Annotated in this window: 13 protein-coding genes; 12 read left to right on the top strand and 1 reads right to left on the bottom strand. The window is 64.1% G+C overall.

Translation table 11 applies throughout. The features are described from left to right. Positions 1-21: 21 nt before the first annotated feature. The 3 genes from LB565_RS10025 (at position 22) to LB565_RS10035 (ending at position 3,321) form a co-directional block, all read left to right on the top strand. Complete coding sequence (locus LB565_RS10025; protein WP_224583384.1) at positions 22-1,398, top strand: aspartate aminotransferase family protein; 1,377 nt, start codon at positions 22-24, stop codon at positions 1,396-1,398. A 140-nt stretch (positions 1,399-1,538) separates the two neighbouring features. Beyond that, on the top strand, positions 1,539-1,991 hold the full coding sequence (locus LB565_RS10030) for a DUF2231 domain-containing protein (protein ID WP_224583386.1): 453 nt from the start codon (positions 1,539-1,541) through the stop codon (positions 1,989-1,991). A gap of 40 nt (positions 1,992-2,031) precedes the next feature. Further along, the gene (locus LB565_RS10035) at positions 2,032-3,321 is read left to right on the top strand and encodes a PQQ-dependent sugar dehydrogenase (protein WP_411970631.1); all 1,290 of its coding nucleotides are present in this window, start codon (positions 2,032-2,034) and stop codon (positions 3,319-3,321) included. Positions 3,322-3,330: 9 nt separating this feature from the next. On the opposite strand, the gene LB565_RS10040 is transcribed toward LB565_RS10035, so the two are convergent. Further along, positions 3,331-4,200, bottom strand: a complete 870-nt coding sequence (locus tag LB565_RS10040) for a LysR substrate-binding domain-containing protein (RefSeq protein ID WP_224583390.1) — start codon at positions 4,198-4,200, stop codon at positions 3,331-3,333. Positions 4,201-4,350: 150 nt separating this feature from the next. On the opposite strand from LB565_RS10040, the gene LB565_RS10045 reads away from it, so the two are divergent. The 9 genes from LB565_RS10045 to LB565_RS10085 all read left to right on the top strand — a co-directional run bounded on the left by LB565_RS10045 (position 4,351) and on the right by LB565_RS10085 (position 15,317). Then, complete coding sequence (locus tag LB565_RS10045) at positions 4,351-5,553, top strand: 2-aminoethylphosphonate--pyruvate transaminase (protein WP_224583392.1); 1,203 nt, start codon at positions 4,351-4,353, stop codon at positions 5,551-5,553. Between the two features lie 12 nt (positions 5,554-5,565). After that, positions 5,566-6,822 carry a phosphonoacetate hydrolase gene (phnA, locus tag LB565_RS10050; protein ID WP_224583394.1) on the top strand — a complete coding sequence of 419 codons (1,257 nt, stop codon included), beginning with the start codon at positions 5,566-5,568 and terminating at the stop codon, positions 6,820-6,822. A 241-nt stretch (positions 6,823-7,063) separates the two neighbouring features. Beyond that, the gene (phnY, locus tag LB565_RS10055; protein WP_224583396.1) at positions 7,064-8,518 is read left to right on the top strand and encodes a phosphonoacetaldehyde dehydrogenase; all 1,455 of its coding nucleotides are present in this window, start codon (positions 7,064-7,066) and stop codon (positions 8,516-8,518) included. A gap of 5 nt (positions 8,519-8,523) precedes the next feature. Continuing rightward, on the top strand, positions 8,524-9,642 hold the full coding sequence (locus tag LB565_RS10060) for a TIGR03364 family FAD-dependent oxidoreductase (RefSeq protein ID WP_224583398.1): 1,119 nt from the start codon (positions 8,524-8,526) through the stop codon (positions 9,640-9,642). Beyond that, positions 9,639-10,985, top strand: a complete 1,347-nt coding sequence (locus LB565_RS10065) for an aspartate aminotransferase family protein (protein ID WP_224583400.1) — start codon at positions 9,639-9,641, stop codon at positions 10,983-10,985. Before LB565_RS10060 ends, LB565_RS10065 begins: the two co-directional genes overlap by 4 nt. Positions 10,986-10,990: 5 nt before the next feature. Beyond that, entirely contained in the window at positions 10,991-12,001 is a 1,011-nt protein-coding gene (locus LB565_RS10070) for an NAD(P)-dependent oxidoreductase (protein ID WP_224583402.1), read from the top strand. 254 nt (positions 12,002-12,255) lie between these two features. Then, entirely contained in the window at positions 12,256-13,287 is a 1,032-nt protein-coding gene (locus LB565_RS10075; protein WP_224583403.1) for a 2-aminoethylphosphonate ABC transporter substrate-binding protein, read from the top strand. A 31-nt stretch (positions 13,288-13,318) separates the two neighbouring features. Further along, a complete protein-coding gene (locus tag LB565_RS10080) occupies positions 13,319-14,467 on the top strand; it encodes an ABC transporter ATP-binding protein (protein ID WP_224583405.1) in 1,149 nt (382 codons plus the stop codon). After that, positions 14,460-15,317, top strand: coding sequence for a 2-aminoethylphosphonate ABC transporter permease subunit (locus LB565_RS10085; protein WP_224583407.1), 858 nt, complete (start codon positions 14,460-14,462; stop codon positions 15,315-15,317). The genes LB565_RS10080 and LB565_RS10085 overlap by 8 nt, the downstream gene beginning before the upstream one ends.

Consider the following 15,317-nt stretch of genomic DNA (forward strand, 5'->3'; position numbering starts at 1 on the left):
CTGCAGACAGGAGCCACCACGATGGATGCCACACCGAATTCCCCTGAAGCCCGCGACATCCGCTATCACATGCATGGCTATACCAACGCCCGCAAGCATCAGGAAACCGGACCGCTGGTCATCGAAAAGGGCGACGGCATCTATGTCGAGGACATCGCCGGCAACCGCTACATCGAGGCGATGGCGGGCCTGTGGAGCGTCGCCGTCGGTTTTTCGGAAAAGCGACTGGTCGAAGCGGCGACGAGGCAGATGTCGAAGCTGCCCTTCTATCACGACTTCGGCTCCAAGGCGCATTCGCCGCTGATCGATCTTGCGGAGAAGCTGGTGCAGATGGCGCCGGTGCCGATGAGCAAGGCCTATTTCACCAATTCCGGTTCCGAGGCCAGCGACACCGCGATCAAGATGATCTGGTATCGCTCGAACGCGCTTGGCCAGCCGGCACGCAAGAAGATCATCAGTCGCAAGCGCGGCTACCATGGCGTCACCATCGCCTCGGCAAGCCTGACCGGCCTGCCCAACAACCATCTCTCCTTCGACCTGCCGATCGCCAATATCCTGCATACCTCGACGCCGCATCATTGGCGCGACGCCGAGCCCGGCGAGAGCGAGGAGCAGTTTTCCGCGCGGCTCGCCGACGATCTTGAAAGGCTCATCCTTGCCGAAGGGCCTGAAACGATCGCGGCCTTCATCGGCGAGCCGATCATGGGCGCCGGCGGCGTCGTCGTGCCGCCTGCCGGCTATTGGGAAAAGATCCAGGCGGTGCTGGCGAAACACGATATCCTGCTGGTGGCCGACGAAGTAATCTGCGGCTTCGGCCGCACCGGCGAGATGTTCGGTTCGCAGATCTTCGGCATCAAGCCCGACATCATGGTGTTGTCGAAGCAGATCTCGTCATCCTACCTGCCGATCTCGGCACTGCTGATCAACGATCGTGTGTTCGAGCCGATCGCCGACGAGAGCGGCCGCATCGGCACGTTCGGCCACGGCTTCACCGGCGGCGGCCATCCGGTCGCCGCGGCCGTCGCGCTGGAGAACATCAAGCTGATCGAGGAGCGCGACCTAGTCGGCAATGCGCGCAAGGTCGGCGCGCATCTGCAGGCGCGGTTGCGCCAGCTCGCCTCGCATCCGCTGGTGGGCGAGGTGCGCGGCGTCGGTCTCATCGCCGCCGTCGAGCTCGTCGCCGACAAGTCAACCAAAGCGCCGTGGGGCAAGCCGGCGGCGCTCGGCGCGCTGGTCAACGGCTTCCTGCAGCAGAACGGCGTCATCTCGCGCAACATGGGCGATGCGATCGCCTTCTGTCCGCCGCTGATCATCACCGCGGCACAGATCGACGCGTTGGTCGATGCGTTCGAGCGGTCACTCGACGCCGCCCTGCCGCAGGTTCATCCGCGGAGCTGACGGGGCCGCGAGGGCTTAGCAAGCGGCGGCATAGGCAGGCAATCGGGCGTTCACCTTCTGGTGAGCGGTAGATTTTCCGGCGGAACATTCGCCTTTTCGCGCTGTTACACCCAAGCAGCAGCGCGGAAAGGAGCTTCCGCATGGACAACCCGCGATCCACGGCAAGCATAGCCGGCCATCCCATCCACCCCATGCTCGTCACAATCCCGATCGCCTGTTTCGTCGGGACCTTGCTCACCGATATCGCCTATTGGCGGACAGCCGAAATGACCTGGGCCAATTTCTCGGCCTGGCTCCTGACCGTGGGTGTCATTGTCGCCATTTTGGCCGCCATCGCAGGGCTCACCGACTTTCTGGGGGACCGCGAGATACGCGCTCAGCCGACTGCATGGCTGCACATGGCAGGTAACCTCATCGTGCTCGTGCTGTCCTTCTTCAACATGCTCGTCCATACGCGCGACGCCTGGACGTCCGTCGTGCCGACCGGGCTGATCCTGTCGGCGCTGGTGGTGATCATCCTGATCTTCACGGGTTGGCTTGGCTGGGCGCTGGTCTATCGCCATCATGTAGGAGTGGCCGATGAGACGACTTGATAGCGCAATCAAATGGACGACCGCGGCGCTTTGCTGCGCAATGGTCCTGGGCGTTGCCGGCTGCAGCGACGACAACACCGACCCGAACGCGCAGATCGGCCCAAATCCGAAACTGCCGGAGATAAGACAATACCTGTTCCCGCCGATGCATCTGGCCTCGGTGGTCGGCTGGAAAAACGATGAAAAGCCGACCGTCGCGCAAGGCCTGCAGATCGAGGCGATGGCCAAGGGGCTCCAGCATCCGCGCTCGCTTTACGCGCTGCCCAATGGCGACATCCTGGTGGTGGAGTCCAAGGCGCCGAACGAAGCATCGGTCAAGCGGCCGAAGGACATCGTGATGGGTTTGGTCGAAAGCTGGGTCACATCCGGCGGCGACACCGGCCCGAGCAACCGCATCACGCTCTTGCGCGACACCAATGGCGACGGCAAGCCGGAATACCAGGGCGTGTTCCTAGACCATCTCAACGCGCCCTTCGGCGTGGCGCTGGTCGGCAACGACTTCTATGTCGCCAACACCGATGCCATCGTGCGCTATCCCTATCAGCCGGGCGACACCAAGATCACGGCGCCGGGCAAGGTGCTGACGGAACTGCCGGGCGGGCCGATCGATCACCACTGGACGAAGAGCCTGGTGGCGAGCCCAGACGGTTCGCTGCTCTATGTCGGCGTCGGCTCGAACTCCAACATCACCGAAAACGGCATCCAGGCCGAGAAGGACCGCGCTGCGATCTGGGAGGTCGACCGCGCCACCGGCCGCTCGCGCATTTTCGCCAGCGGGCTGCGCAATCCCAATGGCCTGACGTTCGAACCTGAAAGCAAGGCGCTTTGGACGGTGGTCAACGAGCGCGACGAGCTCGGGCCGAACCTGGTGCCGGACTACATGACGTCGGTGAAGGACGGCGCCTTCTATGGCTGGCCCTACAGCTACTATGGCCAGCATGTCGATCCGCGCGTGATGCCGCAGCGGCCGGATATGGTGGCGAAGGCCATCCCGCCGGATTACGCGCTGAGCTCGCATGTCGCGCCGCTCGGGCTTGCCTTCTACACCGCGAATAACCTGCCGCAATCCTATCGCGGCGGCGCTTTTGTCGGCGAGCATGGCAGTTGGAACCGCTCCCGCTTCAACGGCTACAAGGTGATCTTCGTGCCGTTCAGCGGCGGGCATCCTAACGGCATGGCGCAGGATGTCGTCACCGGCTTCCTCAACGACAAGGGCGAGGCGAGGGGCCGCCCGGTCGGCGTTGCCGTCGACAAGTCCGGCGCGCTGCTGATTGCCGACGATGTCGGCAACACGGTGTGGCGGGTCACCGCGGCACCCGGATCCACGTAGAAGTCGGGCTCAATCCTCCGACATTGAGCTGGCCATGTCGAGGAAGGCGCGCACGAGCTTGCCGCCGCTGCGTTCGCGCAGGCAGATCAGCGCTTCGTCCATCAGCGTTTCCGGCGCGTCGATCGCGATCGGCACCAGCCGTGAGTCGTGGCCGAACTCCGCCGCCGAGACGAAGCCGATGCCGGCTCCGGAAGCGACGATCTCGCGCACGGCCTCACGGCCTTCCGCTTCGATGGCGGGCTTCAGCTCGACATTGGAAGCCGTGGCGAGATCTTCCAGCTTCTTGCGCGTTTTCGAGCCGCGCTCGCGCATCACCAGCGGCTCCTGCGCGAGCTGTCCGAGCGTCAGCGATTTCCTGCCCGACAGCGGATGATCGGCGGACACGAAGGCAATGATCGGCGTCGAGTTGAGCTTGAGCATCTCGAAATCGCGGCCCGCGGGCATCTCACCAAGAACGCCGATGTCGGCCTCGTAACTGTAAAGGCCGCTGATCACGGTCTCGGTATTGCCGGAGCGCAGGGACACCTGGACGCCGGGGTAACGGGCGCGAAAAGCGCCGAGGATATGCAGGAGATGGTGCGCCGCGTCGGCAACGATGCGCAATGTGCCGGAGCGCAGCGCGCGCGATTCGGTCAGAAGCTCCAGCGCCTGCTGCTCGGTCTCGAACATGCGATGCGTGATCTCGAGCAGTCTCTGGCCTTGCGTGGTCAGCGTGACCTGCTTCTTGTTCCGGTTGAACAGGAGCACGTCATACTCTTCCTCCAGCTTGCGCACCTGGTCCGAAATCGCCGGCTGGGTGAGGAAGAGCGCTTCCGCCGCGCGCGAAAAGCCGCCGGAAACGGCGACCTGGTGAAATGCCCTGAGCTGAACATAGCGCATTCGCGTGGCTCCTATTGAGGCGCTTATCGCTGAGGTTCGTAGCATCGACCAGATCGATACATCAATACAAAATAACGATTTTACAAATATGTCGTGCCCGCTGAGAATGGCTGTCATATTCCAATGACAGGATCGAAGTGGGAGGGCAGCATGCTCGCTGAGATGGAGTTTGCGGCGACCAAGCCGCTGGATGGGCCGGCGCTGGGCGAACCTTATCTGCTGACGCCCGGCCCGCTCACCACGGCCTATGCCGTCAAGCAGGCGATGCTGCGCGACTGGGGCTCCTGGGACGGCGATTTCCGCGCCATGACCGCCGAGCTGCGCCGCCGCCTTCTGGCATTGACGGGCGACAGCCGCGACGAATTCGACTGCGTTCCGATGCAGGGCAGCGGCTCGTTCTGCGTCGAGGCCATGCTCGGCTCGTTCGTGCCCAAGGACGGCAAGGTGCTGGTTTTGGCCAACGGCGCCTACGGGCTGCGCGCGGCGCAGACCATGCAGTATATCGGCCGCGCCTACACGCTTATCGACAAGGGGGACTACCTGCCGCCGCGTGGCGAGGAGGTCGCGGCAGCGTTGGAGGCCGATCCTGCCATCACGCATGTGATCGCCATCCACTGCGAGACGAGCTCAGGTATCCTCAACCCGGTCGGCGAGATAGCGGAAGCCGTCTATGCCAATGGCCGCAGGCTTCTGGTCGATTCGATGAGCGCGTTCGGCGCCATCCCGCTGGACGTCAACGAGATCCGCTACGAGGCGATGGTTTCGTCGGCCAACAAATGCATCGAGGGCGTGCCGGGCTTCGGCTTCGTCATCGCCCGCAAGAGCGAGCTCGAAGCCGCCAAGGGCCGCAGCCATTCGCTGTCGCTCGACGTGCATGCGCAATGGGCGAACATGAACAAGACAGGGCAGTGGCGCTACACGCCGCCGACGCATGTGGTCGCCGCCTTCCTCGAAGCGCTGCGACTGCACGAGGCAGAAGGCGGCGTCGCGGGGCGCGGCGCGCGCTATACGCGAAACCGCGACGTTATGGTGGCCGGCATGCGTGAGCTCGGTTTCGAGACGCTGCTCAAGGATCGCTGGCTGTCGCCGATCATCGTCACCTTCTTCAACCCGGCGCATCCGAACTTCGCCTTCGACCGCTTCTACGAGCTGATGAAGGACAAGGGCTTCATCATCTATCCGGGCAAGCTCACGGTCGTGGACTCCTTCCGCATCGGCTGCATCGGCCAGATGGACGAGCACGTCATGCGCCGCGTGGTCGAGGCGGCTTCCCAGTCGCTGGACGAAATGGGCGTCGACACCGCCGCACCGTCACCCGCCGCAATCGCCGAGCGCGCTAAGCTCGCCGCCTGAAAGGTCTTTGAGATGAACCAGATGTCACCCGTCAACGTCACGGCCAATGGCCGCTCCTATGCCTGGCCGCGCGTGCCGGCAATCGCCATCTGCCTTGATGGCTGCGAGCCGGCCTATCTCGATGAAGCTAGTCGTGCAGGGCTGATGCCGGCGCTGGAAAGGATCAAAAAGAAGGGCACTGTGCGCTTCGCCCACTCGGTGATCCCGAGCTTCACCAACCCCAACAATCTGTCGATCGCCACCGGCCGGCCGCCGGCGGTGCACGGTATCTGCGGCAACTACCTCTACAATCCGGAGACGGGCGAAGAGGTTATGATGAACGACCCGAAGTTCCTGCGCGCGCCGACCGTCTTCCAGGCCTTCTACGACGCCGGCGCCAAGGTGGCTGTGGTGACGGCCAAGGACAAGCTGCGCGCGCTGCTCGGCAAGGGACTGAAGTTCGACGATGCCAGGGCGATGTGCTTCTCGGCCGAGAGGTCCGATACCACGACGAAAGCCGAGCACGGGATCGACAATGCCTCGAAGCATTTCGGCCTGCGCGTGCCCGAGGTCTATTCCGCCGAACTTTCGGAATTCGTTTTCGCCGCCGGTGTGCAACTCCTGAAGGAGTTCCGGCCGGACGTGATGTATCTCACCACCACCGACTATGTGCAGCACAAATACGCGCCGGGCGTGCCTCAGGCCAATGCCTTCTACGAGATGTTCGACAAATATCTGGCGCAGTTGGATGATCTGGGCGCGGCGATCGTCGTCACCGCCGATCACGGCATGAAGCCGAAGCATCATGCCGACGGTTCGCCCAATGTGGTCTATGTGCAGGACCTGCTCGACGAATGGCTCGGCAAGGACGCCGCCCGGGTAATCCTGCCGATCACCGATCCTTATGTCGTGCATCACGGCGCGCTGGGTTCCTTCGCCACCGCCTATCTGCCGAAGGGCGCCGACCGCGAGGCGATCATGGCGAAGCTCAGAAAGGTCGCGGACGTCATCCTGGTGCTCGGCCGCGAGGAAGGCTGCGCCCGCTTCGAGCTGCCCGAGGATCGCATGGGCGACATCATCCTGATCTCGGGCGAGAACAAAACGATCGGCACCTCGGAGCACCGGCACAATCTGGCGGCGCTCGACGAGCCGCTGCGCTCGCATGGCGGGCTGACCGAGCAGGAGGTGCCGTTCATCGTCAACCGGGTGCTGCCGGATTTGCCGAACGAGCCCAAGCTGCGCAATTTCGATGCGTTCTACTACGCGACGATGGCGGCGGCGCAGGGTTGAGGTTGGGCGCTGTCGACCCCCACTCCGTCGAGCTTCGCTCGACACCTCTGCCCCGATCGACGGGGGAGAGGAAGGCGCCAGGGCGATCGGCCGTGCTTTGGCTTCGTATGTTGTGCCGTTGGATCGGAAGTAGGGCGCTGACTTCGCAAGATTTCCTCTCCCCCGTCGATCGGGGGAGAGGTGGCCCGAAGGGCCGGAGTGGCGGTCGACCCCGCGACGCATCCAAGACTGGAGCCAACCGATGACCCAACTCGATCCCGCCATCAAAGTCCGCCATGAGCCGATGCGCATCGCCGGCGAGAAGATCGATGCCGATCAGAGGCTGGAGGTGCGGTTTCCCTGGAACGACACCGTCATCGGCACGGTGCCTGCGGGCGGAGCGGAGCATGCGCGGCGCGCCTTCGAAATCGCCGCCGCCTATCAGCCGAAGCTGACGCGCTACGAGCGGCAGAAGATCCTGCTCAAGACCGCCGAGCTGCTCGATGCGCGCAAGGACGAGCTGTCGGATCTCATCACGCTGGAGCTCGGCATCTCGAAGCAGGATTCGCTCTACGAAGTCGGGCGCGCCTACGACGTTTTTACCCTTAGCGGTCAGCTGGCCATCCAGGACGACGGGCAGATCTTCTCGTGCGACCTCACCCCGCATGGCAAGCAGCGCAAGATCTTCACCATCCGCGAGCCGCTCAGCGCGATCTCGGCGATCACGCCGTTCAACCATCCGCTCAACATGGTGTCGCACAAGGTCGCGCCGGCGATCGCCACCAACAATTGCGTCGTGGTCAAGCCGACGGAGCTGACGCCGATCACCGCGCTGATGCTGGCCGACATCCTCTACGAAGCCGGATTGCCGCCCGAAATGCTTTCGGTCGTGACCGGCTGGCCGGCCGACATCGGCGACGAGATGATCACCAACCCCAACATCGACCTCATCACTTTCACCGGCGGCGTGCCTGTCGGCAAGATGATCGCGTCCAAGGCCGGCTACAGGCGCCAGGTGCTGGAGCTCGGCGGCAACGATCCGCTGATCGTGCTCAACGATCTTTCGGATGAGGACCTCGGGAAAGCGGCCGATCTGGCCGTCGCGGGCGCGACGAAGAATTCCGGCCAGCGCTGCACGGCGGTCAAGCGCATCCTGGTGCAGGAAAAGGTCGCCGATCGTTTCGTGCCGATGGTGCTGGAGCGGGCCAAGGCGATCCGCTTCGGCGATCCGCGCGACCCGGCAACGCAGCTCGGCACCGTGGTGCATGAGAAGGCCGCGGCGCTGTTCGAGAAACGCGTTCACATGGCGGCGGAACAAGGCGCGGAGGTGCTTTACGATCCGGGCCGCAAGGGTGCCTTGCTGCCGCCGATCGTCGTCGACCGCGTGCCGCACCAGTCCGAGCTGGTGATGGAGGAAACTTTTGGCCCGATCGTGCCGATCGTGCGCGCGCCCGACGATGACGAGGCGCTGATCAAGCTGTCGAACTCAACGGCCTTCGGCCTGTCGTCGGGCGTCTGCACCAACGACTTCCGGCGCATGCAGAAATACATCACCGGCTTGAAGGTCGGCACCGTCAACATCTGGGAAGTGCCGGGCTATCGCATCGAGATGAGCCCCTTCGGCGGCATCAAGGATTCCGGCAACGGCTACAAGGAAGGGGTCATCGAGGCGATGAAGAGCTACACCAACGTCAAGACCTTCTCCTTGCCCTGGTAGCCGCCGTGACGAACAGTTTCGACCTTGTCGTCGTCGGCTCCGGCATCATCGGGCTTGCTCACGCATTGGCTGCCGCTCGGCGCGGCTTGCGCGTTGTCGTCGTCGATCGCGATCAGAAGGCCAACGGCGCCTCGATCCGCAATTTCGGCCTCGTCGTCGTCACCGGGCAGGAGCCTGGGCCGTCGCGCCGCCTGGCCGAGCGCAGCCGCGAGATCTGGCTCCAGCTTGCGAACGAGGCGGGGATCGAAATCCTGCATCGCGGCAAGCTGATCGCGGCGCAACGCCCGGAAGCGCTTGCGCTGCTCGAGAATTTCAAGTCCGGCGAGCATGGCGGCGCGTGCAAGCTTCTGAGCGCGCGTGAGGCGGTCGCGCATCAGGCAGGACTTGACGAGAAGGCGATCATCGGCGGGCTCTACAGCCCGTTTGAGTTACGCGTGGAGTCGCGTGAGGTGCTGCCGCGACTGGCATCGTTCCTGGCTGAAAAGCATGGCGTCGCGTTCCGCACCGGCGTGTCGGTGACCGAGGTCGCTCCGCCCTTCGTCGAAACCAGCGCGGGACGGGTTCAAGCGGAGAAGGTCGTCGTCTGTCCCGGCGACGATTTCAGCTCGCTCTATCCGGAACTGATCGGCAAGCACGGCGTGCAGCGCTGCAAGCTGCAGATGCTGCGCCTCGCCGATCCGGGCTTTCGGCTTTCGTCCGCGCTGATGTCCGATCTCAGCCTGTTGCGTTATGGCGGTTTCGCCGGCCTTCCTGCGGCCGGCGCATTGCGAAGCAAGCTGGGCGAACAGCGCGGGGCCGCGTTGGCCAATGGCGTTCACCTGATCGTCGTGCAGAGCGCGGACGGTTCGCTGGTCGTCGGCGATTCCCATCAGTATGGGCTGACGCTCGATCCGTTCGGGTCGGAAACCGTCGACCAACTGATCCTGGATGAGTTCAAGACATTGTTCTGCAAGGTGCCGAACGTGCTTGCGCGCTGGACGGGATATTACGCTTCGGCCAAGAATGCGGTGCTGCGCGAGACACCGCATGAAGACGTGCGGCTGGTGATCGTCACCAGCGGCACCGGCGCAAGCACCGGCTTCGGGCTTGGCGAGGAGACCATCGCGGAGTTGTTCGGCCAATGACGCTCGTCCATACCGAAGGCGAATCCAACAAGGCTCCAGCACGACAGGAATGGAGCGCCCGGCAGAGCCACGCGCCGTCACAGGAACTCCTGCGGCGCGACGCGGCGGCCTTCCTGCATCAGAGCCTTTCCAGCCCCTGCGTCTCGGCCATCGTCAAGGCGGAAGGCATCTGGATCGAGGACACGGCCGGACGCCGCTACATGGATTTCCACGGCAACAGCGTCCACCATATCGGATACGGCCATCCGCGGCTCAAGGAAGCCATCGCCAAGCAGATGGATGACTTGCCTTTCTCGCCGCGCCGCTTCACCTGCGAGCCGGCGGTCGAGCTGGCCGAGACGCTTGGCAGGCTGGCGCCGGGGGACCTCAATAAGGTGCTGTTCACGACTGGCGGCTCCGACGCGATCGAGGTCTCGCTGAAATTGGCGCGCGCTGCCACCGGCCGGTTCAAGACGCTGTCCTTCTGGGATGCTTTCCATGGCGCCGGCTTCGGCGCTTCCAGTGTCGGCGGCGAGGCGACGTTCCGTTCCGGCATTGCCGGGCCGCTTTTGCCCGGCACCGAACATGTCGCGCCCTGGGCGCCGCATAATTGCCCCTACGGCACCAATTCACTGGAGGAGTCGGCACGCGCATGCGCCAGCATGATCGCTTACGTGCTGGGACGCGAAGGCGACTTCGCCGCCTTCATCGCCGAGCCGATGCGGGCGACGCCGCTGGTGCCGGCGCCTGGCTTCTGGAAAGCGGTGCGCGAAGCCTGCGACCGGTACGGCACGCTGCTCATCTTCGACGAAATCCCGACCGGTCTCGGCAAGACCGGAAAATTCTTCGCCTCCGAGCATGATGGCATCACGCCAGACATTCTGGTGCTGGGGAAATCACTCGGCGGCGGCATCCTGCCGATCGCCTCGGTGATAGCGCGGCGCGATCTGGATGTCGCGGGCGACTATGCCATCGGCCACTACACGCATGAGAAGAATCCGGTCACTGCGCGCGCCGCGCTGACGACCATCGCCATCATTCGCGAGGAAGGTCTCGTCGAGCGCTCGGCCGAGCTCGGCGCCTATGCGCTAGCCCGTATGCAGGACCTCATGCAGCGCTCGCCTTTCGTCGGCGATGTCAGGGGCAGGGGCCTGATGTTCGGCGTCGAGATGGTCGAGGACAAGGCGAGCCGGACACCGGCGCGTGTGCTTGCCGAGAAGATCTATTATCGCTGCCTCGACGAGGGCCTGAGCTTCAAGATCAGCCAGGGCAATGTGCTGACGCTCTCGCCGCCGCTGGTGATTGCGCGCGCCGATCTCGACCGGGCGCTCGACATCGTCGAGGCCGCGGTGCTGGCGGCGTGAGCCGGATGAAGGCTATCCGCACCGACAGAGAGCTGGAGTGCCCAGGCATTGACGCCGGCCTGAGAGCGCGCGGCATCGAGCTTGTCACGCTGCCGGACGGCATCCCCGAAGCCGAGCTCATGGCGGCGGTCGCCGATGCCGATCTCATCCTGATGTGCTACACGCCGATCACCGCGCGTGTCATCGAGGCGGCGCGAAAGCTCAAGGGCATCGTCAAATATGGCGTCGGCATCGACGCCATCGACATTCCGGCGGCGATGCGGCGCAGCATTCCCGTCGTCAATGTCCCCGACTATGCGGAAGAGACAGTTGCCGAAGGCGCCTTCGCGCTGATGATCGCGCTGGCGAAGCGGCTGCCCGCAATCACGGCGGCGGTTTCGCGCGACGGCTGGATCTGGCCCGAGCAACGCTGGCTGGGGCGCGATATCGCCGGCGCCACGCTCGGGCTGGTCGGCTGCGGCAAGATCGGCCGCAGCATGGCGCGCATGGCGGGGCAAGGCTTCCGGGCGCGGGTGCTCGGCTTCGATCCCGGCGTCGACGCGGCGACGATGCGGGATGCGGGCGTCGAGAAGGTCGACGACCTGAAGGCTATGCTCAGCGCCTGCGATTTCGTCTCGGTGCATTGCGTGCTGAACGATCAGACTCGCGGCCTGATCGGGGGCCAAGAACTGGCCTGCATGAAACCTTCGGCGATCCTTATCAACGTCTCACGCGGGGCGCTGATCGACGAGGCCGCACTTGTCGAAGCGATCGTTGCCGGGCGTATCGCCGGAGCCGGGCTCGACGTCTATTCGCTGGAGCCGCTGGCGAGGTCCGGCCATCCGATGAGCGCGCTTTTCGATCGCGACAATGTGATCCTGTTTCCGCATCTCACCTTCTTCACGTATGAGGCGATGCGCCGGCTCGAAGACGACACGCTCGCTCGCTGTTTCGAAGTGCTCGAAGGCCGACCTGTGACGATCCGCTCGCACGATCCGCGCTTGCGCGCACAGACAGCGGGCGTCGAATTCCGCTGAAAAATTCGTCATTTCCCTGAGGCATTGCGACCAGGCGTGCAGGAGAACATGCCTGCAACGGCCACGCGACAGTTCCATGACAAATATCAGCTGAGACTTGCCTGTCATAAATTAAATAGATTTTACTTATCGATCGACGAGCCTCAAAGTTGGCACAATGACGACATGCACCAGCGCTGCCGAGCCCTTAGCGGCCGACCAACGCCACCACGAGTGCGTCGCAGATTGTGCTTTCAATCAAAGGGGAACTGACCATGAAATCGCGAAATCTCATCGTGGCTATGGCCTTCGGCGCAGTGCTGCTGGGCTCATCGGCACTCGTCGCGCCGGCCTTCGCCGACGGCGTCGTCACCATCTATTCGGCCGACGGGCTGCATGACGGCAATGGCAGCTGGTACGAGACCGAGTTTGCCGCCTTCACCAAGGCCACCGGCATTACCGTGCAATATATCGAAGGCGGTTCGGGCGGCGTCGTCGAGCGCGTCGCCAAGGAGAAATCGAACCCGCAGGCCGATGTCCTGGTGACGCTGCCACCCTTCATCCAGCGCGCAGCCGCGGATGGGCTTTTGCAGGATTTCAAGCCGGAAGGCTCCGACCAGATCGATGGCGGCACCGACAAGTATCGGCCGCTGGTCAACAACTACATGAATTTCATCTACAACGCCTCGGTGCTCTCGGAAGCGCCGAAGAGCTATAACGATCTGCTCGATCCGAAATTCAAGGGCAAGATCCAGTATTCGACGCCCGGCCAGGCCGGTGACGGCACCGCCGTCATGCTTGAGATCATCCACGCCTTCGGCGGCGAGGACGCCGGCTTTGAATTCATGAAGAAGCTGCAGGACAACAATGTCGGCCCGTCCGCCTCGACCGGCAAGCTCACCGCGCTGGTCAACAAGGGCGAGCTCTATGTCGCCAATGGCGACCTGCAGATGAACCTGTCGCAAACGGCCGACAATCCGAACATCAAGGTGTTCTGGCCCGCAGGCCCGGACGGCACCCGCTCCACCTTCGCGCTGCCCTATGAAATCGGCCTGGTCACCGGCGCGCCCAACGGCGACAACGGCAAGAAGCTGATCGAATTCCTGCTCTCCAAGGAGGCGCAGTCGACGGTGAGCTCTGTGGCGCTCGGCCTGCCGGCCCGCAAGGATGTGAAGCCGGACGACGCCAATTTCGCCAAGGCGCAGGAGGCGATGAAAGGCGTGACCATCTGGGCGCCGAACTGGGATGATGCGCTCGCCAAGCTGCCCGACTACGTCAAGAAGTGGAACGAAGCGACGGGAAGTTGATCTCCTGGTGACCAATTCCGGAGGAGCAGCCATGTCGGTGCCCGCTTTCACGGGAAGCAATGTCATGGACGTCGACGCCGCGAAAATTCGCGGCGCCGGCTCCAATGTCCACTTCGACAAGGTCAGCGTCGCCTATGGCGCACATGTCGTGCTGCATCCGCTGACGCTCGATATCGCGCCCGGCGAGATCTTGGCGATGATCGGCCCCTCCGGCTCCGGCAAGACGACGGCGCTTCGGGCCGTCGCCGGTTTCGTCAGGCCGGCAAGCGGCCGCATCCGTATCGGCGCCACCGACGTGACCGATCTTCCGCCCTATGAACGCGGGCTCGGCATGGTGGTGCAGAACTACGCGCTGTTCCCGCATATGCGGGTCGAAGACAACGTCGCCTTCGGGCTCAGGGCGCAAGGCGCCGACAAGGCGCTGATCGGCGAGCGCGTCAAGGACTCGCTTGCGACGGTCGGCATGTCGGGCTTTGCCAAGCGCTATCCGCGCGAGCTTTCCGGCGGCCAGCAGCAGCGTGTCGCGATCGCACGGGCGTTGGCGGTGCGGCCACGCGTGCTTTTGCTCGACGAACCGCTATCGGCGCTCGACGCGCAGATCCGGCGCAACATGGTCGAGGAGATCGCCAAGCTGCATCGCGATCTGCCGGGACTGACGATCCTCTATGTCACCCACGACCAGACCGAGGCGCTGACGCTCGCCGACAAGATCGCCATCATGCGTGACGGCCGCGTGTCTTCGCACGGGCCGACGGCCGAGCTCTATCGCCGGCCGCCGAACCGCTTCACTGCTGAGTTCCTGGGTCGCGCGAACCTCTTGCCGGTGACGGTCACGGAAGGCGCCACAGGACCGAAGGGGTTCGCCAAGGCCAAGCTCGGCGATGCCCTGCTGGCAGGCGCCGCACGAGGCGAGAAGCCCGGCGACAAGACGCTGCTATGCATCCGGCCGCAGCATCTCAGCCTCACCGGCGACGAGGAACACACCAACAGGATCGTCGGCACGCTGAAGGAAGTGCACTGGCAGGGCGAACTCACCCATCTGGTGCTCGACGTCGACGGCACGCCGGTGCGCGTCTCGGCGACCAGGCTGCCGGTAAGCCTGCCGGAGCGCGGCTCGGTCGTACCGCTCTTCTTCGCGCCCGGCGATACCTCGCTCGTTCCGGAAGACGCCCGTGGCTGACGCGGCCGTCCTTCCCGCGCCGATAGCCAAGAAGGTGCCCGGCCGGTTCTGGATCGTGCCGCCGGCGGCGCTGCTGGCGCTGTTGTTCTTCTATCCGCTGGTGCTGATCGTCCAGCAGGCCTTCATGGACGACAGCGGCATGGCCAATGTCGGCGAATTCGTGCGCGTCCTGCATGCGCGCTTCTTCCTCAACGCGCTCATCAATACTATCACCATTTCGGTCGCCGCGACGGCCGGGTGCCTGATCGTCGGACTAGTGCTGGGGCTGATCCTCGCCTTCGTGCCGTTCCCAGGCAGCGGCGTCATTGCCCGGCTGATCGACACCTTCATCGCCTTGCCGACCTTCCTGGTGACGCTTGCCTTCACCTTCCTCTACGGCTCGGCGGGCATGCTCAATGCCGGATTGATGGAAGCGTTCTCGCTTCAGGCGCCACCCGTCAACTTTCTCTATTCGACCTGGGGTGTGGTGCTGGCCGAAGTCACCGTCTACTCACCTTTCGTGCTGCGTCCGCTGCTTGCCGCCTTTTCGCTCGTCGACCGCGGCCAGATCGAAGCGGCGAGCGTGCTCGGCGCGAGGCCGTTCCGCATCGTGCGTCAGGTGATCCTGCCGGCCGCCGTGCCTGCGCTGATTGCCGGCGGCAGTCTCTGCCTGCTGTTGACGGTGAACGAGTTCGGCATCGTGCTGTTCATCGGCGCCAAGGGCGTCATCACGCTGCCGCTGCTGATCTACAGCAAGGCGATCCAGGAATCGGCCTATCAGGTCGCCTGCATCATCGCGGTCATCAACATCGCGCTGTCGCTGGGGCTGTTCGGCCTCTACCGGTTCGCCGCCGGCCGGCTGGGGGCATAG

The sequence above is a fragment of the Mesorhizobium sp. CA14 genome, assembly GCF_020165195.1.
Lineage (GTDB): Bacteria > Pseudomonadota > Alphaproteobacteria > Rhizobiales > Rhizobiaceae > Mesorhizobium.